A 19,756-nucleotide genomic window follows, 5' to 3' on the forward strand; every position below is an offset into this window, starting at 1 on the left:
CAGCTTACATCATGCCGCCCATGCCAGCACCAGGGCCAGCAGGAGCTTCAGGCTTCTCAGGTTCTGGCTTGTCAGCGACAACAGCTTCCGTTGTTAACATCAAAGCAGCCACACTAGCAGCGTTTTGCAAAGCAGAACGCGTAACCTTCGTTGGATCCAAGATCCCAGCTTCGATCATGTTTTCCCACTTGTCGGTCGCCGCGTTGTAACCTACTTCGTTGGCTTGACTCTTCATGTGTTCAACAATGACGGAACCTTCCAAACCAGCATTTTCAGCGATTTGGCGAACAGGTTCTTCCAAAGCCCGAACCACGATGTTGATCCCAGTTTGAACATCGCCAGTTTCTTGCAATTCTTTGACAGCGGAGATCACGTTGACCAAGGCAGTCCCACCACCAGCGACGTAGCCTTCTTCAACTGCGGCCCGTGTTGCGTTCAAAGCGTCTTCGATGCGATATTTGCGTTCTTTCAATTCGGTTTCAGTTGCAGCACCAACATTGATCACCGCAACACCACCAGCTAATTTAGCCAGACGTTCTTGCAACTTCTCCCGATCGAAATCAGAAGTTGTCTCGGCGATTTGACCCTTGATCAAATCGACCCGTTCCTGGATCGCGTCTTTAGCGCCAGCGCCTTCAACGATCGTGGTGTTGTCCTTAGTGACGGTCACTTTACCAGCTTGACCTAATTGTTCCAGCTTAGTATCTTTCAATTCCAAGCCAAGGTCACTGGTGATGACAGTCCCGCCGGTCAAAACAGCGATATCTTCCAATTGTGCTTTACGACGATCGCCAAAGCCAGGCGCCTTGACGGCAACAACATTGAAGGTCCCCCGGATCTTGTTCAGAACCAAGGTTGGTAATGCTTCACCTTCAACATCATCCGCGATGATCAAGAGTGCCTTACCTTGTTGCACGATTTCTTGCAACATTGGCAAGATTTCTTGAATGTTGCTGATCTTCTTGTCGGTGATCAAGATGTAAGGATTGTCTAAGTCAGCTTCCATCTTGTCGTTATCAGTCACCATATATTGTGACAAGTAGCCGCGATCGAATTGCATCCCTTCAACCACGCTGAGATCTGTCTCGATCCCCTTTGATTCCTCGATCGTGATCACGCCATCATGACCAACTTTTTCCATGGCGTCCGCGATCAACTTACCAACTTCATCGCTGGAAGAGGAAACAGAGGCAACCTGAGCGATCTGGCTCTTGTTCTCAACTTTATGAGCGATCTTGTGCAACTCAGCGACTGCCGCGTTTGTTGCCAACTCGATCCCACGCCGAATGCCGACTGGGTTCGCGCCGGCGGTGACGTTCTTCATGCCTTCACGGATGATCGCTTGGGCCAAAACCGTGGCAGTGGTTGTCCCATCACCGGCGATATCATTGGTCTTCGAAGCAACTTCGGAAACCAGTTTCGCGCCCATGTTCTCGAAATGATCTTCTAATTCGATGTCTTTGGCAATGGTGACCCCATCATTGGTGATTTCAGGTGAGCCATATGATTTCTCCAAAACAACGTTGCGGCCTTTCGGTCCTAAAGTTGTTTTAACGGTATTTGCTAATTGATCGACCCCACGGAGCATTGCTGACCGTGCGTCTTCAGAAAACTTGATTTCTTTCGTCATTAAAAATTACCACCTTATCAAAAAATTTATTTATAACGTCTGTCGTCAACGACGAACTAGTCGACGATCGCCATGATGTCTTTCTCGTGAAGGACCAAATATGACGCGCCTTCGTATTTAACTTCAGAGCCAGCATACTTGTCGAATAAGACCGTTTGGCCTTCTTTAACAGTCAAAGGTACTTGCTGACCATCATCGGTAAAGCGACCTGCGCTGATTGCCACAATCTTGCCAGTTTGTGGTTTCTCTTTAGCGTTACTTGCTAAAACAATCCCGCCAACCGTTTGTTCCTCTGGTTCTTCAACAGTTACGATAACACGATCTCCTAAAGGTTTTAACACAGAAAATCCCTCCGTTAACATTTATTCTTTTTTAGCACTCAGTTGCATCAAGTGCTAACCACAAGATTTATAATAGCATTTTTCAGGTTGATTGCAAGTTATTTCAACCCACTTCTTGATTTTTTGTGTTCAATCCACGAATAAAGTCGGCAAAGCGGCCGCATTTTACTGAAAAGTAGCGCTTGTTTTCGGGAAGCTGGTTGAGCCCAACGAAAGTTAACCTTTTTTTGCGGGGCAAATATTGTTATCATGGAACTAGTTTGTTCAACTTTATCAGGTCGTGTCGCGGCCATCTCCAGCGCGGCAATCAGCGCGTCGCGGCACGATCGTCGGACTGCATCACCTAAGTCCGGCTTAAGAAGAAAGGATATTGCTATGACTAATCAAGAAATCGATCCCCGAAAAATTTGGTCTAAAATTGTTTGGATCATTGTGAGCTATTTGGGAATTCTCCTCGTTCCCGGTCTGATTTTATCAGCGCTGGGCTTGAAAGGCGTCACCGGCGTGAATTGGCAAATGGGGCTCAGCATTGTCCTGACCGGTATTTTCGTTTGGTTTGACCGGCGCTCGGACCGCCAGATCGGCATCCAACCTGAAGCTAAAATCGCGGTGGCCGATGTGTTATTATATGGCTTTTTGGGACTCTTGCTGTTCTATGGTGTTAGCTTACTGGGCACGGTGTTGATCACCCTCTTCTCAGGCGCGCCGCAAACCTCCCAAAACACTCAGGAGATCCTGCAAGTTGTCCGCAAAGCACCACTTTATGCTGTTTACGCGGCGCTGATCGCCCCGATTTTGGAAGAGCTGGTTTTCCGCAAAACGCTTTACGGCTTAGGCAGTCGCCTGATGAATCCAATCGGCGCGGCCTTAATCTCCAGCCTACTCTTTGGCCTGGCTCATAATGACAATCGCTTCTTGATCGTCTACGCGGGCATTGGGGTCGTGCAGTGCTGGCTCTATCACAAGACCAAGTCGATCAAAGTCACCATCACCGCCCACATCATTTACAACAGTATTTCTTTACTGATCTCCCTCTTTTTGCTGAAGTAACTGGCGAATATTCAGTGCGACTCACTTGGTCAGCTGACCACAGATTTTTAAACCTGGGATCCAAAAAAGCCACCTAAACAAATTAGGTGGCTGATCAAACAGTTTCTTAGAAAAACTTAATTGAACAAAATTTAATTGAACAATGGATCATGAGCCAATGGGTTGATCAAAGTGCCGTCTTCATTGAAGTTGTCCAAGAAGTAGATCAACGTTTGTAATTCGTTGGCCAGATCCACATTGTGAACCCGAACATCATCAGGCACATTGACCCGTAAAGGCGTGAAGTTTAAAATACCCTTGATGCCGACTTTGACTAATTCGTCAGTAATTTCCTGAGCTTGTTCGATCGGAACCGTCAAAATCACGATATCGATTTGTTGGGCGCGCAATTGTTCCTTCAACTGGGCCATCGGATAGATCGGCACCCCGCTTTGGATCGTGCCCGTCAGGTCAGGATCCACATCAAAAGCCGCGCTGATCCGAATATTATTCGTTTGCCGGAAATTATAGTTCAATAACGCGTGACCCAAATTACCAACACCAACTAAAGCGACATTCGTCAAATGGTCTTGGTTCAGCAAACGTTTGAAGAACGTTAACAAAGAGTCAACGTCATAACCATAACCACGTTTGCCTAAAGCGCCAAAGTAAGAAAAGTCGCGGCGGATCGTCGCGCTGTCCACTTTAACAGCTTCAGAGAGTTCCGCAGAGGAAACCTTCTTTTTCTCGCCATCGTGCAGAAATTGTAAATAACGGTAATATAAAGGTAAACGGCGTGCCGTTGCCTTTGGAATTTTTATTTCAGCCATTGCTGAAACACCTCAGTCTTTCAATCGTTTTTTTGTAAAGCTTGTCAATTATCCAAAATGATTATTCCACAAATTGAGTAAATAAACAACTTGTTTTCTAAGTTGCATAATAACTGATTCGTGAAAAAGATGCAATAAAAATGCTTGAACCCTTTATTCTATAGCTTTCCACATTATAATGTTCTCACATCAAAATAATTTAAACTTTTATTAATTTTCATTTGTTACGGAGGAAACTCACAATGATTATACTGCAAGCGCAACAAGTCGCTCGTTTTTTCGGCGCCGAAACGCTGTTCTCAGGTGTCAACTTAGAGGTACAAGATCAAGGCCGCGTCGGGCTCGTCGGCGTTAACGGCTCGGGAAAATCAACGTTGCTGAAGATCATCGCCGGAATCGATCCCCCCGATGAGGGTCAAGTCGTCAAGAATAAAGGCCTGACCATTGGCTATTTGGCTCAGAATAGTGGTCTTGATTCCCACAACACGATCATTGCGGAAATGACGGCGGTGTTCGCCGCTCTGCAAGCAATGGAACGCCAATTGCGCCAGTTGGAACTTGACTTGGCCCAACACCCGACCGATCAGGAACTGTTGAATCAATATGACCAACTACAGAATCGCTTTAAGTTGGAGAACGGCTACGGCTACGAAGCGGAAATCAAAACCGTGCTCCAAGGCTTTCAATTCCCCGCTGAAACTTATCAGAAACCGATCAGCTCATTATCCGGTGGTGAACGTTCGCGGCTAGCGCTGGCGAAGATTCTGTTGCAACGTCCGAATTTGTTGATTTTAGACGAACCGACCAATCACTTGGATATCGAAACCCTGAACTGGTTAGAAAACTATTTGCAAAGCTATCGCGGCGCCCTGCTGATTGTTTCCCATGACCAGTACTTCCTGGATCATGTGACCAAGGAAATCTTCGCGCTTGAGCATCACAGTTTGACCCATTATCACGGCAATTACAGCGCCTATTTGCAGCAACGGGCTCAGAACTTTCAGACGGCAACCAAGGCCTACGATCAACAACAAGCGGAGATCAAGAAGCTGGAAACCTTCGTGGAGAAGAACATCACGCGAGCTTCCACCACCAAACGAGCACAAGCGCGCCGCAAACAGCTGGAGAAAATGGTCCGCCTGGACAAACCAGTCGACAGCAATCAAAGTCTCCATTTCCACTTCGACCTGACCAAGGAAACTGGCAAAGAAGTTCTCTTTGTCCGAGACTTAGCGATCGGTTATGAAGACCGAGTCATGTCCAGCCCGATCAATTTCGCCGTGATCAAGCACCAGCGCGTGGCGATCATCGGTCCTAACGGGGTGGGTAAATCCACCCTAGTCAAGACCCTCTTGCAACAGATTCCCGCGCTGGCCGGCAGTTTCAAATTTGGCGCGAACGTCCAGATCGGCTACTACGATCAGGATCAACGCCAACTGGACCCACAATTGACCGTGTTGGAAACGATCTGGCAAGAACACCCCTTACTACCGGAACAAGAGATTCGCACCGTTTTAGGCAGTTTCCTGTTCAGTGGTGATGATGTTCAAAAAGTGGTCCATCAGCTCTCTGGTGGTGAAAAAGCTCGTCTGCTTTTAACCAAGTTGGCCATGGAAAAACGCAATGTGTTACTGATGGACGAACCAACGAACCACTTGGATATCCAGTCCAAAGAAGTTCTGGAACAGGCCTTGGCCAACTTTGCTGGAACGCTGATTTTCGTCTCCCATGACCGTTACTTGATCAATAGTTTGGCCGATCGGATCGTGGACTTAACGCCAACTGGCAGTCAAGTTTACGAAGGCAATTATGACTTTTATCTGGAGAAACGCCAACCGGAAATTGCAGCGGTCACCACCACCACTGAAATTTCTGACAATCAAGCGCAGTTCATCGCCGACAAGGCCCAACAACGTGAAGTTCGGAAGCTGGAGCGGGCGGTCAGTAACGCCGAAGCGCTGATGAACGAGCGTCACCAGCAAGCGGAAGCCTTACAGCAACAAATGGCCCAACCAGCGATCCAAGCCGACTTTGTCAAGCTAGGTGATCTACAAAAGGAACTGGACCAGATCCAAGCGGCCGAAACCGCCGCTGAGAATGATTGGCTACTGGCTACTGAAGCCCTGGAACAAGGACCAGCGACAAATTAAGCTGGCTGCCCGCGGTTAACATCAGGCAACCCACCGCGTTTCAAGGTCAAGGTCAGTGCCGCCAATTTCAAGGTCAGCCGCAAACGGAAAATGAGAAAAATGAGTATAACAAAAGCGCCTATTCCAACGAATATGGCGCTTTTTGCTATGTTAACTTATTTGGAACAATTGATCAATTTGAACTATTCGCCCATCAATTTCTCAGCTTGTGCCAAAACAGCGTCGCCATCCATCATGCCATATGAACGCATGTCGATCACTTCAACTGGAATATTCTTGCCAGCAACTTTATCTTGGAATTGCTTCAACATATAACGAACTTGTGGTCCTAAGAGGAGAACATTAACGTCATTAGATGCCAAGGCGTTATCAGCGTCACCAGCGGCAGTTGCGAAGATGTTTGCTTCAATTCCCTTTGCTGCTGCAGCTTTTTGCATTTTTGAAACTAATAAACTGGTAGACATACCAGCACTACATACTAACATGATTGTTTTCTCGGCCATGATAAAAACGCTCCTTACAAAATGTTAATGAAAACGGCTAAACCGTTTTCAATACAATATCGATGATAGTCTAAAAAAGCTGATGTGTCAATGATTAATATCTAACGAGATCCAAGCTGGGATCCGCGTTCAAGGTTAGATCAGCTGCCGGCGCGCCGGTGTCCAAGGAGACTTGCGCCGCGGCACCAATCATGGCAGCGTTATCACCGCAAAGCCGTAATGGCGGCACGATCAACTCGATCTCCGGGAAATTCGTGGCCAGATTTGCGCTCATCATTTCCCTTAACCCTTGGTTGGCCGCCACGCCGCCGGCAATCACCAATTGCTCAACCGGATATTGCGCCAGCGCATGCATGGTTTTGGTCACCAGCACCTCACCGACGCTGGCTTGAAAGCTGGCGGCGAGATCTTCCCGCGCTAAAGTCTCGCCAATTTGACTAGCATGATGGACCCGATTGATGAAGGCACTTTTTAACCCGCTGAAACTGAAGTCAAAATTATCTTCATCAATCATCGCCCGAGGAAACTTGAAGGTGTCACGCCCCAAATGGGCCAGCCGGTCAACCTCTTTGCCCGCGGGATAATTGATGCCTAACACGCGTCCAATCTTATCATAGGCTTCGCCAGCGGCATCATCCCGGGTCTCGCCGAGTAACTCGAATTGATTCGGCGCTGAAACCAAGACGAGCTCTGTGTGCCCGCCAGAGACCACCAGGGCCATAAATGGGTACACCAAAGGCTTGACCAGTTGCGCCGCATAAATGTGACCAGCCAAGTGATTGATCGGCAATAACGGCAAATGATGCGCGTAGGCCAAAGCCTTGGCCGCACTGATCCCAATCAAAAGTGACCCTACCAATCCCGGTCCATAGGTAACCGCGATTGCTGACAGATCCTCGTAACCCACCTGGGCCTCAGTCAGCGCCAAATCCGTACAGTGCAGGATCTGTTCAACATGGTGGCGGCTGGCCACTTCTGGCACGACCCCACCAAAACGTTGATGACTCTTGATTTGAGTGGCAATAATGTTGCTCAAGATCTGGCGACCAGATTCGATCACGGCCACACTGGTTTCATCACAACTGGTTTCAAACGCTAAAATCAATTCTCTCCGACTATTCTTCAAAACGTTCATCGCTCATTTCATTTTTTTGGCTGCTGGGATGGATCCAATGATAATAACATTGAGACCGCGTCCGCGTGTTCTTGTTCATAATAGTTGTGCCGGATCCGCACGGGTTTGAATCCCAGTTGGCGATACAGGCCCAGCGCTGGTTCATTATCGACCCGAGCCTCAAGGGTGACGCGCTGGCAGTCCTGCGCTTGCGCAACCTCAATCAAGAAGGTCATCATCCGGCGACCCAGGCCCTGGCGTTGCCAAGTGCTCAGAAGGGCGATATTGGTGATATGGACCTCTTCTGACGAAAACCAAGCCCCAATAAAGCCAACCAATTCGGTCTCATTAGCCTCAAGTCCCAAATAAAGGCGGTCACCTTGGCGCGTCATTTCATTCATAAACGTTAGCCGATCCCAGGGCATCTTTTCTTGATAGACATCGCGCTCAATGGCCAACGCTTGGTTCAAGTCGGCCACGACCAACCGCCGCAATGTCATCGTGGTGGTTCCCTGTTGCCATTGTAGCGGCAATTTTGCTGTTGGTGGCTGTGGCGCATTGGGCACCGGCGGCCAGAAAAACTGTTTAAACTTCTTCAACAAAGCTCTCATGTGCTTCACCTGGATGATTCTTTAGCCACGTCGCTTCCGCCTCGGTGGGTCGTAAGTAATTAGGCGCAAACCCATTCAGATCCTGAACCTGTTGCGCTGGCGTCGCCAATAAATCAAAATCAGCCGCGTTAGGCATTGTCACACTCCCTGCGGCCACGGTAACAACCGCGTCAGGCCAAGCTTGACGCCACCAAGCTTGCTGTGATTCGGTCAGCTGTCCCGTGACCACGATCGGTCCCGTTGGTGCCAACGCCTGCGCTTGCGCAACGATTTGGGCCGCCGCCAAATACTGATCAGGCTGAAGACGCTGAACAGTGGCAGGCTCTGCCGCCGACCAGCGATAAAACCCGGCAAAATAGCAGTCGCGCCGAGCATCAATCAATGGCACGATCAACGGGCTTGTGTGTTGCCACCGCCAAGCTGTCGTCAAAGCCGCTAAACTGGAAATGCCGTATAAGGGAATCTTCAAAGTCCAGGCTAACATTTTGGCGGTGGTGATGGCGATTCGGACACCTGTATAAGATCCTGGGCCCATGGCAACCACGATTCTAGTGACCGCCGCCAATTCCACACCAGCGTAACGCAAGGCCTGATCGATCGCTGGCATTAACGTCGCGCTATGATTCTTGGCCTTGGCGGTTTGGATCATGGCTAAGGGCTGACCATCCGCGATGACAGCCACGCTTAAAGGTAGATTTGATGTATCTAATGCTAGAGTCAGCACAAAAAAACGCCTCTGCTTTCTGAAAATATCTAGCTTAAGTTTAACACATCCCTTTTGGATCGGGGAAATTGTTTTTCACGGCGCTAGCGTCGCTTGGCCGCTGTGAGTTTGATCAAACAACCTAGGCGGTGACGGCCGCGCCTCGTTTCCAGTGCTTGCGGCAATTGCCCGTAGCCACTGGCTCAAGTTGAAATCGTGATAGACAAAAAGTGACCGCGCTAAATTGTCGAGACGGGGATTCGGGGACCTGATCCGCTAAGAACAAATCCCTTACCCTAAAGGCAATAGGCGATCACTTCAAGTTCATTCTAAACCTAATATTACATTTGTCAAATTCGTTAGCGAGTATTTTCCCCTAAGTGTGATTTAGGCTATCCTTTCCCTACACGAACTGGCCGCTGAGGATCTTATGATGATCACCGCGACTGGCCGAGCTGACGGCATCTTCAGAATTGAAGCACGCCCGGCGGCTGACAAGCGCCGTCTAGTCGTGGGGATTCCTCCCTACCAGGGCAGTTTTTCCCTGTGTCCTTGGTTGAGGCCCAGTCAAGGCCGTTCAGTCCAACCGCTGGGTCAACTTCAGGCGCGTGACCGCCTTGAGCATCACATAAATACCCACGAAATAGATGGGGATCATCATCAATTCCTTCGGTAAACGTAGCCAAAATAATGGCCAAAAGGAAACGTGATACATCAATTGCAAGACGGCCGTGTTGATCACCAAATTGCTGCCTAAATTAATGATCACCGCCACCAACAATACACGCCACCAGCTGACCGTTGACATTTTACGCTGATCCAACAACCAGCCATAGATGAAGCCGCTGAAAATCGCCACCACCGTGAACGCTGGATTAAACGCGCCCTGCGGAAACAGTGAGGCCCCGATCAAATCACTGACACCCCCGGCGATGCCCGCGTAAAACGGACCATACCAATAGCCAATCAAAGCTGACACAATGAAAGTGGCCGACACTTTCAAGAAATTCGTGCCAAAAGAAAAACGACCTAAAATCAGCTGAATCGCGATTAGGGCCGCTAAGAAGACAAGCCTTTGCATGGACAGACCATGCCTAGTTGTTTTTTCCATTCTGAACACTCCCTCGTTGGAGCGCCACCAAAAGCGGCGAATGCGGCAGCTAAACCGCGATCGAATCCGTTCGATCTTCGTCCGATGTTCACATTCCGTTCCATCAGCACTTTACGCTTAGCCGCCTACTCCGAATAGAAAAATTCTACTGGCTTTCTCATGATTTTGCAAGTCTCACGTTTGTGATAATTATTCATCCTGCCTGCTATTAGGACAACACCGGCTCCTGAAAGGAACGCGCAGCCATGATGACGCTGGTACCAACCGTCTCTCCTTGATTGAAGCGACTTGACGGCGTGACGTTCGAGTGAGCACCTAACGCGCCCCCGCACTCAACCGAAACGCGCCGCCTACGGTTGCCAGCAATCAGCGCCATTTCACCTGGGCCTCCGCGGCAATCTCTGTGCCATTCAAGATTCGATGGTGGGTGAGCATCTGATCCCCTGCTGTGGTTTGGATCAACTGACTTTGGATCTGATCACCATAACGAACCTCGTGCTCATAGCGGATCAGCATCTCCTGCAATTGATTTTCTCGTAGGAAGGTGGCGGTCAACGCATCCAGCATCCAATCGAAGTAATGGGCATTGTTCACGTGGCGATTGGAATCAATGTCGAAGTAACGAACCTGATACGCCTTGTCGACCTGGTTTTCTGCCCAATCCAGTTTCGGTAAATGAGGCATGGTCAGCACTTGTTTGGAAAAGGGCGCGTCATACTTACTGGTCAGTTCCTCGGGCATTTTGATCATCCGCCGGGCGCTGAGGCTCATCACCACCCAAGTACTACGCACCGCCACTAATTCATTGCCCGCCTGGTCAAAGAGCCAATAGTTGCGGTAACAGAAGAACTTGTTGTATTGACTGACCTCGGTCCGCGCCTCGATCACTTCATGTTGTCGCGGCAGCCGCGTCACATTGATCAAATACTCCGTCGTCACCCAACCTAATGCCAAGCGATTCATGTCTTCCGGTCCTAACCCGTGCGCCGCTAATTGACGCTCAGAAACTAAGACCAAGTGATTCATGGCCGCCGACAGATGCATCGCGCCCGCCGGATCACATTCATAAAACGGTACGATAAATTTCTCTGCGTAATAAGTCATGATTTGCGTGCCCCTCATTTGAATTTTTTCCACTTTGTTCTGATTTTCGGCCTGTGACCGTGCCTCAACTCGCGCTTCAGTCCAACTGGACCCGAAACGCTGCTGCTATTGACCATGGTTTAGTCCACCGTTGGTTCAACCGCCGTTGGCTTAGAAATCGTGATACTGCTGATAAACGGTTTGCCGCGGTAAACCTTGCTCCTGGGCAATTTGTTTGATGGCCTGATTGGGCTTGATCCCCGTCGCGATCAACGCTTGCACCGCCGCCTGCAAGTCCGCAGGCGCCAATGGCGCCGCGGTCACCGGTGTGATTGGCGCTGCCGCCAGCAACAGGACGTATTCCCCGCGCGGATCGTGCTCCGCATACCAAGCCTGCAATTCAGCCAAGGTCCCCCGCTCAAACGATTCATGTAACTTGGTCAGTTCTCGACCTAATACCAAGGAGCGATCCGCCGGGAAAACCGTGGCCAAATCGGCTAAGGTTCGGCGCAAATGATGCGGCGATTCGTAGAGGATCGTGGTTTCTCGGCGTTGGGTCAACTCGGTCAACGCGATCCGCAAGTCCTTCTTTTTCCGGGGTAAAAAGCCATAGAAATAAAAGGGTTGTGGGGTCAACCCAGAAGCAATCAACGCCGTGATCCCGGCACTGGCGCCTGGCAACGGTACCACGGCGATGCCCGCCGCGATCGCCGCCTGCACCAGTTCTTGGCCAGGATCAGAAATCGAAGGCAGCCCGGCGTCAGAAACCTGGGCAATCGTCGTGCCTGCCAACAGCTTCGCCACCAATTCCGGGATCCGTTGTTGGGTATTATGCTCGTGGAAACTGATCTGTGGGGTTTTGATCGCAAAATGGGCCAACAGTTTCCCGGTATTGCGCGTGTCTTCGGCTGCGATCAAGTCCACCTGCTGTAAGGTCGCCACCGCTCGATAAGTCATATCGTCCAAATTTCCGATCGGTGTCGGCACCAAAAAAAGGGTCCCTTGCGCCGTCGGTTCAAAACTCTGCTGAATCCGCAAAAGATGACCCTCCGTTATTTCTTCTGGTGTGAACGGTTATTGCCATAAATAATGTTGGTGCAAAAAGCGCAGGGCTCATTGTTCTCCCGGCGAGCGCCATACATCATGTTGCAAATATGATAACCGCTATCGTAAAGCTTCTCTAGATTGCGCCGTGACGGCAACATTGCTGGTTTCGGTTCCGTTTCTGTCGAAGGCGCCAACTCGTTCAAGCGCCCGCGCAAATGTTTATTCTCAATGATCAATTCAGCGTTCTGTTCAAGAACACGATTAAGCTCTTGACGAAATCCCGCCAAGTCGTGAGCTAAGTTATCGGCTTCGGTTGACAAACGCTGAAAATCAGTAAAAGGATCGCGTTGATTCATTTAAAATTTCCCTCTTTTATCAAAATTAGTTGTAGAGATAACTGCTCCAAAGTATTCTGAAAACTAACGTTGGCGTCCAACTGCTGTTTGACCCCTAGCGCCTGACTCAAAAAGCGCGTGACCTGCGACGCTGACAATTTTGCCGCTAGCTCTTGTTGCCGTTCTTTCTGCTGCGGCCAGCGCAACGCCGTGGTCAACTGGAATTTCGTGGTGAATAAATCACTAAAAGCCATGATCAACAGCTCTTCCAAGAATTGATGCATGGGTTTCGCCTTAAAGCGTGGCAAAATCGTACTCTGGACTTGGGCAAACGCCAACGGTTGCCCTTGGGCCAAGTTCTCGTACCATTGCCAGAAGGCGCTTAAGGTCTCTTGAAAGAGATCCTGCTCCTGAAGCTCCTTGATCGTCGCCAACGTCAGCGGCATCTGGCTCAACAAGTGTCCTAATTCCGGTGTGACCCCCAGCGTGGCGATCTGCGCGGCCCGCTCCGCCAAAACCGGTTCGGGCAATAAGACAGTTTGGACCCGCGAACGGATTGTCGGCAAAATCTGTGCCAGCCGCGTGGTCGTCAAAATAATCAGAACTTGGCTGACCGGCTCTTCCAAAAACTTAAGCAGAGAGTTGGCCGCAGGTAACGTCATTTTATCAGCATCTGCAATCACGAAGACACGGCGATTGGACAGGCCGCTTTTACTCAGTTCCTGCTTTAAAAACCTGACGTCATCCACCCCAATGGATTGGGTCGCTGTTTGAACCACCAAATAATCCGGATTATTGCCATTCTGAATCCGTAAGCATTCCGCGCAATGGCCGCAAGGAGCGCCATCTTCGGTCAACTGCGAACAAAACAAGCGCTCCGCTAGCCACTGAGCCAAGGCTAAAGCGCCAGCATTGACCGGCTCCGCAAACAAATAGGCGTGACTCAAATGGTCCGTCGCAATCAGATTTTTAAAATGGGTTTGGATGTCCGCCAGTGTTAACTTCTCCATCACGACCGCAGACTAAAAATGATGGAACTGATCCACTGGCATGACAAAGACTGTGGCGCCGCCAACTTGGACTTCAATCGGGTAAGGCATCGAACTATCGCCCATTGGATCCAAATTAGCCGGTGGCGTCATAAACTGTTGCCGAGCGTGAGAAGTCTGCTTGATGAGCTCCAAGACTTCCTCGACCCGATCATCTTCCACCCCAACGATAAAGGTTGTATTGCCGGAACGTAAAAACCCGCCAGTCGTTGAGAGCTTGGTTGCCCGAATGTTGGCATCAATAAACTCGTTACTTAAAATATTGGCATCTTTATCTTGCACGATCGCTAAAATCAACTTCATGGTAGTTCCTCCTTTAATTGATCAGTGTCTATTAATCCGAATTCCTAGCTTGAAAATGTTCCTTGATGATTGCTAAGCAGTCCTGTTGAACCAACGCCAGCGGACGATCGGCGTCCACGGCGATCATCCGCTGCGGGTTGGCCGCCAATAACGTCTGATAAGTATCACGGACCCGTTGATGGAAAGCCAGCTTTTGCCCTTCCAGGCGGTCGAAGCCGGCGCCTAACTTCTGGACCCGTTGCAAACCAACGGTCACCGGAACGTCCAGATAGAGCGTCAAATCAGGATAATGACCTTGGATCGCGAAATCATTCAACGCGGCGACCTGATCCGTGCCTAACTGGTGCCCACCACCTTGGTAAGCCACCGAGCTGTCCACAAAGCGATCACAAAGGACGATTTTGTCGGCGGCCAAAGCTGGCTCAATGACTTCGACCAAATGTTGCCGCCGGGACGCCGCGAACAACAGCGCCTCGGTCCAGTCATCCATTTCCTGATTATTGACATCTAGAATGATTTGCCGGATCTTCTCGGCGATGGCGCTACCGCCTGGTTCTCGTGTGACCACGATTTGTTGACCGGTTTGGCTGGCCAAGGGTTGCATCAACTCTTGGATCACCGTGGACTTACCAGCGCCATCAGGTCCCTCAAACGAAATAAAAAATCCTGCCATTTGACCCCTCTACCTTCATTGTACGAATAATACTTTTTTGCTGCAAATATCTGCTTCTGCTTGCTTGGTCCGCAACTGTGGCCGGCAACTAACCGGATCATGGCTAGCGCGCCACCACAGACCGCAGCGTTTTGGCCTTGGTGCCGCGATAGCGGGCCTCTTGATACAGCAAATTGAATTTAGCCTGCTGCAGTTTGATGCTATCAACAAACTGGATGGGATCTTCCAATCCCTGATTGGCCGCTTTTTGCAGGCGCTGGAGCTGATCTTGGACCTGATCCAATTCCGCTCGCAAGATCTCATCGCCTTGATGGCGCAATTGATGCTTGGGTTTGAACAAACTCAAATTTCCCGCCGCCCTTCAACCGCGCGCTGCAAAGTCATTTCGTCCGCATATTCAATATCCGATCCCACCGCTAATCCGTGGGCCAAGCGCGTGACCTTGATCCCCGCAGGCTTGATCAAACGCGCCAAATACATGGCGGTGGCCTCACCTTCAGGAGAGGCGTTCGTGGCGACGATCACTTCATTGACGTCACTTTTTTGCAGGCGTTTGATCAGGGCGGCAATATTCAGATCCTCAGGCCCCTTGCCATCCATCGGGGACAAGACCCCGTGCAAAACATGATAGCGACCTTGGTAGTCATGCATTTTCTCAAGGGCCATGATATCCTTTGGCTGTTCCACCACCAAGATCTGTTCCTGATTCCGATTGGGATCACGACAGATCTCACAGGGATCAACATCGGTGATATTCCCGCAAATACTACAATAATGGAGGTCCCGCTTTGCCCTCAATAAGCTGTCGGCGAATTGCTGGACCGCCTCTTCATCCATATCAATGGTATAAAAAGCCAAGCGGGTCGCTGATTTACTACCGATACCCGGCAATTTCATATAACTGTCGATCAATTTCGCGATTGCTTCAGGATATTGCATTTCTGATCACACCTTACATTAAGCCGCGGGTATATTGCCCCATTGTTTGTTCTGTTTGTTGATCAACAGTTTGTAACACATTGTTGATGGCCTCGATCACTAAATCCTCCAACATATCCGGATCATCGGGATCGATCACATCTGGTTTGATCGTCAAATCAGTCACTTCGCGTTTACCGTTCATTTTGATCGTGACATAGTCATTAGCCGATTGACCGGTGAACTCGGTTTCATCCAACTGAGCTTGGGCCGCCTTCATTTCTTTCTGTAACTTTTGCATCTTTTTCATCATGCCAGCCATATTTCCAGGATTTCCCCGCATTTCAAAAACCTCTTTCATTATCATTATTGATCAGATTAACTTTGTTTTTCGAAACGATTCTTCTCAGTCTTGCTTAACCGTAACATTACCCGCGCCGAAAAGTTGCTGTGCTTGTTGGGTCGCGGTCAAGGGCGCCGCTTGATCCGGACTTGCGGCGGTTTCAGCCGACTGTGGCGCCGCTGCTTTCCCTTCAGCCGTTACGGCAGACTGGGCCGCTGGTGGTGCCACTGGTTGTTTTTGTTTCTTGGCGCGATGTTGTTGAATGAACTCTTGGCGCAATTTCGGCCACTGCGCTTCCTCGACCAAAACAATCTCAGCGTCATTGTTCATGAAATGATTCAATTCACTTTTCAGATCGGCTTGCAAGGATTGGTCGCCATTGGCCGTCTTCAAGGTAAACGCGTAAGTAAAAGCGACAACGATCGCCGCCGGACTAGCCGCGACCGGTTGAGCCACTTTCATCATTGCTCGTTTGGCGGGGGATAATTTATCTAACATATCTGGCCAAACATTCTGAACCGCATCCAGATCATGGCGCGTCGCCTGGGCCAAAACCTGATTAACCGCCTCACGGTTGATTTTCACAGTGCCACGGCGCTGACCACCAGCGCCGGAAGTTGGTCGCGCCGCAGCGTTGCGTCCGCCGCCAGACGCCGGTTGCTGCTGTAACCGAGCCACCGTCGCCGCGAGTTCTTGAACTTGGGTCCGGAGCTGCGTCAGTTCGCCAGCGGGCGCCGTTGACTCAACCTGCGGATCGGCCCGATCTGAGCTCGGGTTGCCCGTTGGAGCCGCGCTAGCCACTTCAGTCTCAGCGGTCACGAACCGAACCGTTAACACCTCCAAAAACAAATCACTATGAGCGCTGGTTCGTAACTGCAACAACGTTTCATTGGCCTGATCGATCATTCGATAAAGCCGTTCATTGGCAATCTGTGTCGCGAAAGGCAACAACTCGGTGGGCAGCGCGCGATAATCCAAAGCTTGCAATAATTCCGGACTACTCTTTTGCAATAATAGGTTCCGCAACAAGGCAATCACGCCTTCGATCAAGCGCGCCGCCGCCCGGCCGTTCATGAACAATGATGTGATCGTCTTCAGCGCCTGATCCAAATCATTGTTGAAAATAGCGACAAGATATTGCGCCAATTGCTGATCACTGGCATCGCCGGTCACTTCCAAGGCATTCTCCAGCGAAACATGGTCCTGACCAAAAGACAACACCTGATCAAGAATACTCAGGGCGTCACGCATCCCGCCGTCCGCGGCGCGACTGATCACATCCAGCGCCTCGGGATCATAAGTGATTTGCTTATCAGTCAGAATTTTAACCATTTGTTCGGTTAAATCGGCCGCCACGATCCGCCGAAATGAGAACCGTTGCGTCCGGGAAATAATAGTTGCCGGTACCTTCTGTAGTTCCGTCGTCGCCAAAATGAAAATCACATGGGCCGGTGGTTCCTCCAGCGTTTTCAGAAGTGCGTTGAAAGCCCCGGTCGACAACATATGGACTTCATCAATGATGTAGACTTTATATTTCGCCTCAGTGGGCGGATATTTGACCTTATCGCGAATATCACGAATCTCATCGACGCCATTATTGGACGCCGCGTCAATCTCGATCACATCGGTCAGTCGATTCTCATTGACCGCCTGACAGATAGCGCATTGGTTGCAGGGCTCGCCATCAACTGGGTGTAAGCAATTGACTGCCTTGGCGAAAATCTTCGCGCAGGAAGTCTTCCCAGTGCCTCGTGGACCCGCAAATAAATAAGCATGACTGATTTGATCCGTAATGATCGCGTTTCGGAGTGTTTGCGTGACGATCTTCTGACCAATGACCTGCGCAAACGTCTGTGGCCGCCAAACCCGATATAGTGCTTGATAGGCCATCCGAGCACCGCCTCCTATCTGAATCGTTCCCATTTTCCGATCACTAACCAACAGCACCTAACCCTGTCCAGTAGTGATCGCTTTTAAAACCATATTTTAACCTTAACACATTTTTGTCGCCGCGGCCGTCTAGAAATTGCAAACAGCGACGGCGATTCCACTTTGATTCGGCCACAACAGCCGGCCCACGAACTAAATTATCTCAATCAACCACTGACGCATTTTAATTTCGCATGTCTTAACTTTATCAAAAATGGGCATCAAATACCATGATCCCCATTGATTCAAGCTACATTTTAATAAAAAAGTACAAAAAAATAAGGCACATGCCACAGCGAGCTTAGTGCTGCTTCCTTCCGGACCTGACACAATTCACAGGTGAGACATTGCCTTAGCCTTACGGCAATTACTATTGTAACGAATCTACCGCAAAAAAGCCAGTATTTTTATAGAAGTGTTGCTAAAGACGATCAATTTGTAGAAATATTTCTAACCAAACTAGGCGAGACTTAGCTTGGCGGAGCTTGACCGCCTGCTTCTTGTGCCCGCCGTTGTAATTTGGCCGCCTTTTGTCGTTGGCGGATCTGGCGGAAAAACTGCTGTAACAGCGCCTGCGCTTGCGCTCGCTGCACATCGGGATACACCTGCGGCTGATGATTGAAGCGGTCATCACGCAACAGGTCGACCAACGTGCCCGCTGCGCCCGCTTTCGGATCCGGCGCGCCATAGTAGACTTCGGCGATCCGGCTATTAATGATTGCCCCGGCGCACATGGGACAAGGCTCCAAGGTCACAAATAAGCGGCAACGTTCCAATCGCCAGCTGCCACTTGCCTGACAAGCTTGGCGAATCGCCATCAACTCGGCGTGGTCCGTGGCGTCCTGGCTATGTTCCCGCAAATTATGGGCGCGGGCAATGATCTGGCCATCCAACTCGATGATCGCTCCGATCGGCACCTCACCAAGCGCGGCCGCGGTTTGAGCCTCGACCAAGGCAGCGCCCATCAATTTGTCGATCTGCGCGGCTGGTAATGGGGTTAAACTTAGCAAGCTTCTCGTCCTTTCTGCCAAAAAATGTTACACTAAACTATATCAATTCACTGATGAGTGATGACTGACCAGTTCCGTCGCTAATTTAATGATCTGGTCGCTCAGCGAAAGGAGACCAGCGAAAAGTGCCCAACATTACTCGGGCACCACTTCGCGTTTACCGATGAACGAACCCTTTGATTTGTTAATGCGCCTCAAAAATACGTTTCCCAAAGCTCGCGCCTTGAAAGGCCCCCAAGAAGCAACCCCGCAAGAACGGGCCTGGTCTTTTGCCGGCAACTGGCTGGCGATCAGCAAGAAAGAGCTGAACAATACCAGCACCCAAATCTTACAAAATTTAAGTGATCAGAATTTCATTGCCGCCGACCAAAGCAATCCTTGGTACCAATTTCTCACGCAACAATCCACGATCTTACCAAAGACGACCGCCAAATCAGTGCGCCTGGTCCAGTTTCGCACCACGGTCCAAGATAGCCACGACCGCCGAGAATTCGCCCACGCCATCGCCGATTTATTCAGTCATTTACTGACTAATTTTTACTTGAACGAAAACACCTTGATCATTGTCCAAGCCAATGGTCCTGAAACACTGACGCTAGTTGAGCTGGAAAGCATCCTGCAAACGATTGAAAGTGACTTCATGGTCAAAACGCAAGCTTTTGTTGGCAATTATTGGCCAGTTGATGAACAATTGGCGGCGATTTTCAATGAAGAACAGGCAGTTTTCGCGAAATCAACGTCGTCAGTCAGCAGCCTGGCCACGTTGGCGCTGGACTATTATGCCCGGCCGCAACTGCGGAAGTCTCCGTTGGCGCAACAGCTGAACACGATTCTTAGCCAAGATGCTGAAATCAAGGATGTGGTCCTCGCCCTTTATCAAAGCGCCGGCAATCTCAGCTCAGCCGCCAAGAAACTGTTCTTGCATCGCAACACCTTGCAATATCGGCTCGAGCGCTTCTACGAGGCCACCAACCTGAATCTAAAGCAGATGGATGACCTAGTTCTTTGCTACTTATTGCTGACCGCCTTCAACGATTGAGCCTG

General features: G+C 49.9%; 22 protein-coding genes, 1 other RNA gene and 1 riboswitch. Of the genes, 3 read left to right on the forward strand and 20 right to left on the reverse strand.

Going from position 1 to position 19,756, the window contains the following annotated elements:
- Positions 1–4: 4 nt before the first annotated feature.
- Positions 5–1,630, reverse strand: coding sequence for a chaperonin GroEL (gene groL, locus EKM94_RS05640; protein WP_125598796.1), 1,626 nt, complete (start codon positions 1,628–1,630; stop codon positions 5–7).
- Positions 1,631–1,686: 56 nt separating this feature from the next.
- A complete protein-coding gene (groES, locus tag EKM94_RS05645; protein WP_125598799.1) occupies positions 1,687–1,971 on the reverse strand; it encodes a co-chaperone GroES in 285 nt (94 codons plus the stop codon).
- Between the two features lie 375 nt (positions 1,972–2,346).
- On the opposite strand from groES, the gene EKM94_RS05650 reads away from it, so the two are divergent.
- The gene (locus EKM94_RS05650; protein WP_164511122.1) at positions 2,347–3,021 is read left to right on the forward strand and encodes a CPBP family intramembrane glutamic endopeptidase; all 675 of its coding nucleotides are present in this window, start codon (positions 2,347–2,349) and stop codon (positions 3,019–3,021) included.
- A gap of 131 nt (positions 3,022–3,152) precedes the next feature.
- Here the strand turns inward: EKM94_RS05650 and EKM94_RS05655 are convergent, their stop codons facing one another.
- Positions 3,153–3,830, reverse strand: a complete 678-nt coding sequence (locus EKM94_RS05655; protein WP_125598803.1) for a redox-sensing transcriptional repressor Rex — start codon at positions 3,828–3,830, stop codon at positions 3,153–3,155.
- 242 nt (positions 3,831–4,072) lie between these two features.
- Between EKM94_RS05655 and EKM94_RS05660 the strand changes: the two genes are divergently transcribed.
- A complete protein-coding gene (locus tag EKM94_RS05660; protein WP_125598806.1) occupies positions 4,073–5,980 on the forward strand; it encodes an ABC-F family ATP-binding cassette domain-containing protein in 1,908 nt (635 codons plus the stop codon).
- Between the two features lie 182 nt (positions 5,981–6,162).
- Here the strand turns inward: EKM94_RS05660 and EKM94_RS05665 are convergent, their stop codons facing one another.
- The 17 genes from EKM94_RS05665 to EKM94_RS05745 form a co-directional block, all read right to left on the reverse strand.
- Positions 6,163–6,483: a PTS sugar transporter subunit IIB gene (locus EKM94_RS05665; protein WP_125598809.1), complete on the reverse strand. Its 321-nt coding sequence runs from the start codon at positions 6,481–6,483 to the stop codon at positions 6,163–6,165.
- A gap of 94 nt (positions 6,484–6,577) precedes the next feature.
- Positions 6,578–7,618, reverse strand: coding sequence for a tRNA (adenosine(37)-N6)-threonylcarbamoyltransferase complex transferase subunit TsaD (tsaD, locus tag EKM94_RS05670; protein ID WP_125598812.1), 1,041 nt, complete (start codon positions 7,616–7,618; stop codon positions 6,578–6,580).
- An 8-nt stretch (positions 7,619–7,626) separates the two neighbouring features.
- Positions 7,627–8,196 carry a ribosomal protein S18-alanine N-acetyltransferase gene (rimI, locus tag EKM94_RS05675; RefSeq protein ID WP_164511123.1) on the reverse strand — a complete coding sequence of 190 codons (570 nt, stop codon included), beginning with the start codon at positions 8,194–8,196 and terminating at the stop codon, positions 7,627–7,629.
- Entirely contained in the window at positions 8,183–8,932 is a 750-nt protein-coding gene (tsaB, locus tag EKM94_RS05680; RefSeq protein ID WP_164511124.1) for a tRNA (adenosine(37)-N6)-threonylcarbamoyltransferase complex dimerization subunit type 1 TsaB, read from the reverse strand. Before tsaB ends, rimI begins: the two co-directional genes overlap by 14 nt.
- A gap of 556 nt (positions 8,933–9,488) precedes the next feature.
- Positions 9,489–10,022 (reverse strand): folate family ECF transporter S component, encoded by a 534-nt coding sequence (locus EKM94_RS05685; RefSeq protein ID WP_125598821.1) that lies wholly within the window; start codon positions 10,020–10,022, stop codon positions 9,489–9,491.
- Between the two features lie 32 nt (positions 10,023–10,054).
- Positions 10,055–10,157: riboswitch (THF riboswitch) on the reverse strand.
- 231 nt (positions 10,158–10,388) lie between these two features.
- The gene (locus EKM94_RS05690) at positions 10,389–11,144 is read right to left on the reverse strand and encodes an acyl-[acyl-carrier-protein] thioesterase (RefSeq protein ID WP_125598825.1); all 756 of its coding nucleotides are present in this window, start codon (positions 11,142–11,144) and stop codon (positions 10,389–10,391) included.
- A gap of 132 nt (positions 11,145–11,276) precedes the next feature.
- A complete protein-coding gene (gene rsmI, locus EKM94_RS05695; RefSeq protein ID WP_125598828.1) occupies positions 11,277–12,143 on the reverse strand; it encodes a 16S rRNA (cytidine(1402)-2'-O)-methyltransferase in 867 nt (288 codons plus the stop codon).
- A 14-nt stretch (positions 12,144–12,157) separates the two neighbouring features.
- Complete coding sequence (locus EKM94_RS05700) at positions 12,158–12,508, reverse strand: initiation control protein YabA (protein WP_125598831.1); 351 nt, start codon at positions 12,506–12,508, stop codon at positions 12,158–12,160.
- Entirely contained in the window at positions 12,505–13,497 is a 993-nt protein-coding gene (locus EKM94_RS05705; RefSeq protein WP_125598834.1) for a DNA polymerase III subunit delta', read from the reverse strand. The genes EKM94_RS05700 and EKM94_RS05705 overlap by 4 nt, the downstream gene beginning before the upstream one ends.
- A gap of 12 nt (positions 13,498–13,509) precedes the next feature.
- On the reverse strand, positions 13,510–13,839 hold the full coding sequence (locus EKM94_RS05710) for a cyclic-di-AMP receptor (RefSeq protein WP_125598837.1): 330 nt from the start codon (positions 13,837–13,839) through the stop codon (positions 13,510–13,512).
- Positions 13,840–13,870: 31 nt separating this feature from the next.
- Entirely contained in the window at positions 13,871–14,512 is a 642-nt protein-coding gene (gene tmk / locus EKM94_RS05715) for a dTMP kinase (RefSeq protein ID WP_125598840.1), read from the reverse strand.
- A gap of 103 nt (positions 14,513–14,615) precedes the next feature.
- Entirely contained in the window at positions 14,616–14,858 is a 243-nt protein-coding gene (locus tag EKM94_RS05720; protein ID WP_125598843.1) for a DUF2508 family protein, read from the reverse strand.
- Complete coding sequence (gene recR, locus EKM94_RS05725; protein ID WP_125598847.1) at positions 14,855–15,451, reverse strand: recombination mediator RecR; 597 nt, start codon at positions 15,449–15,451, stop codon at positions 14,855–14,857. Before recR ends, EKM94_RS05720 begins: the two co-directional genes overlap by 4 nt.
- A 13-nt stretch (positions 15,452–15,464) precedes the next feature.
- The gene (locus EKM94_RS05730) at positions 15,465–15,773 is read right to left on the reverse strand and encodes a YbaB/EbfC family nucleoid-associated protein (RefSeq protein ID WP_125598850.1); all 309 of its coding nucleotides are present in this window, start codon (positions 15,771–15,773) and stop codon (positions 15,465–15,467) included.
- A 63-nt stretch (positions 15,774–15,836) separates the two neighbouring features.
- The gene (gene dnaX, locus EKM94_RS05735) at positions 15,837–17,663 is read right to left on the reverse strand and encodes a DNA polymerase III subunit gamma/tau (RefSeq protein ID WP_125598853.1); all 1,827 of its coding nucleotides are present in this window, start codon (positions 17,661–17,663) and stop codon (positions 15,837–15,839) included.
- A gap of 304 nt (positions 17,664–17,967) precedes the next feature.
- Positions 17,968–18,066, reverse strand: an RNA gene (gene ffs / locus EKM94_RS05740) — signal recognition particle sRNA small type.
- 106 nt (positions 18,067–18,172) lie between these two features.
- Positions 18,173–18,667 carry a nucleoside deaminase gene (locus EKM94_RS05745; protein WP_125599006.1) on the reverse strand — a complete coding sequence of 165 codons (495 nt, stop codon included), beginning with the start codon at positions 18,665–18,667 and terminating at the stop codon, positions 18,173–18,175.
- 208 nt (positions 18,668–18,875) lie between these two features.
- On the opposite strand from EKM94_RS05745, the gene EKM94_RS05750 reads away from it, so the two are divergent.
- Positions 18,876–19,751: a PucR family transcriptional regulator gene (locus EKM94_RS05750; RefSeq protein ID WP_164511125.1), complete on the forward strand. Its 876-nt coding sequence runs from the start codon at positions 18,876–18,878 to the stop codon at positions 19,749–19,751.
- Positions 19,752–19,756 lie beyond the last annotated feature (5 nt).

The organism is Lapidilactobacillus achengensis, from assembly GCF_003946655.1.
GTDB classification, from domain to species: Bacteria; Bacillota; Bacilli; order Lactobacillales; family Lactobacillaceae; genus Lapidilactobacillus; species Lapidilactobacillus achengensis.

What these genes read in the sequence shown, in the direction of transcription:
- groL (WP_125598796.1), bottom strand. Translation starts at nt 1,630, where the DNA reads ATGACGAAAGAAATCAAGTTTTCTGAAGACGCACGGTCAGCAATGCTC.
- EKM94_RS05650 (WP_164511122.1), top strand. Translation starts at nt 2,347, where the DNA reads ATGACTAATCAAGAAATCGATCCCCGAAAAATTTGGTCTAAAATTGTT.
- EKM94_RS05655 (WP_125598803.1), bottom strand. Translation starts at nt 3,830, where the DNA reads ATGGCTGAAATAAAAATTCCAAAGGCAACGGCACGCCGTTTACCTTTA.
- EKM94_RS05660 (WP_125598806.1), top strand. Translation starts at nt 4,073, where the DNA reads ATGATTATACTGCAAGCGCAACAAGTCGCTCGTTTTTTCGGCGCCGAA.
- EKM94_RS05665 (WP_125598809.1), bottom strand. Translation starts at nt 6,483, where the DNA reads ATGGCCGAGAAAACAATCATGTTAGTATGTAGTGCTGGTATGTCTACC.
- tsaD (WP_125598812.1), bottom strand. Translation starts at nt 7,618, where the DNA reads ATGAACGTTTTGAAGAATAGTCGGAGAGAATTGATTTTAGCGTTTGAA.
- EKM94_RS05685 (WP_125598821.1), bottom strand. Translation starts at nt 10,022, where the DNA reads ATGGAAAAAACAACTAGGCATGGTCTGTCCATGCAAAGGCTTGTCTTC.
- EKM94_RS05690 (WP_125598825.1), bottom strand. Translation starts at nt 11,144, where the DNA reads ATGAGGGGCACGCAAATCATGACTTATTACGCAGAGAAATTTATCGTA.
- EKM94_RS05700 (WP_125598831.1), bottom strand. Translation starts at nt 12,508, where the DNA reads ATGAATCAACGCGATCCTTTTACTGATTTTCAGCGTTTGTCAACCGAA.
- EKM94_RS05705 (WP_125598834.1), bottom strand. Translation starts at nt 13,497, where the DNA reads ATGGAGAAGTTAACACTGGCGGACATCCAAACCCATTTTAAAAATCTG.
- EKM94_RS05710 (WP_125598837.1), bottom strand. Translation starts at nt 13,839, where the DNA reads ATGAAGTTGATTTTAGCGATCGTGCAAGATAAAGATGCCAATATTTTA.
- tmk (WP_125598840.1), bottom strand. Translation starts at nt 14,512, where the DNA reads ATGGCAGGATTTTTTATTTCGTTTGAGGGACCTGATGGCGCTGGTAAG.
- recR (WP_125598847.1), bottom strand. Translation starts at nt 15,451, where the DNA reads ATGCAATATCCTGAAGCAATCGCGAAATTGATCGACAGTTATATGAAA.
- EKM94_RS05730 (WP_125598850.1), bottom strand. Translation starts at nt 15,773, where the DNA reads ATGCGGGGAAATCCTGGAAATATGGCTGGCATGATGAAAAAGATGCAA.
- dnaX (WP_125598853.1), bottom strand. Translation starts at nt 17,663, where the DNA reads ATGGCCTATCAAGCACTATATCGGGTTTGGCGGCCACAGACGTTTGCG.
- EKM94_RS05745 (WP_125599006.1), bottom strand. Translation starts at nt 18,667, where the DNA reads ATGGGCGCTGCCTTGGTCGAGGCTCAAACCGCGGCCGCGCTTGGTGAG.
- EKM94_RS05750 (WP_164511125.1), top strand. Translation starts at nt 18,876, where the DNA reads ATGAACGAACCCTTTGATTTGTTAATGCGCCTCAAAAATACGTTTCCC.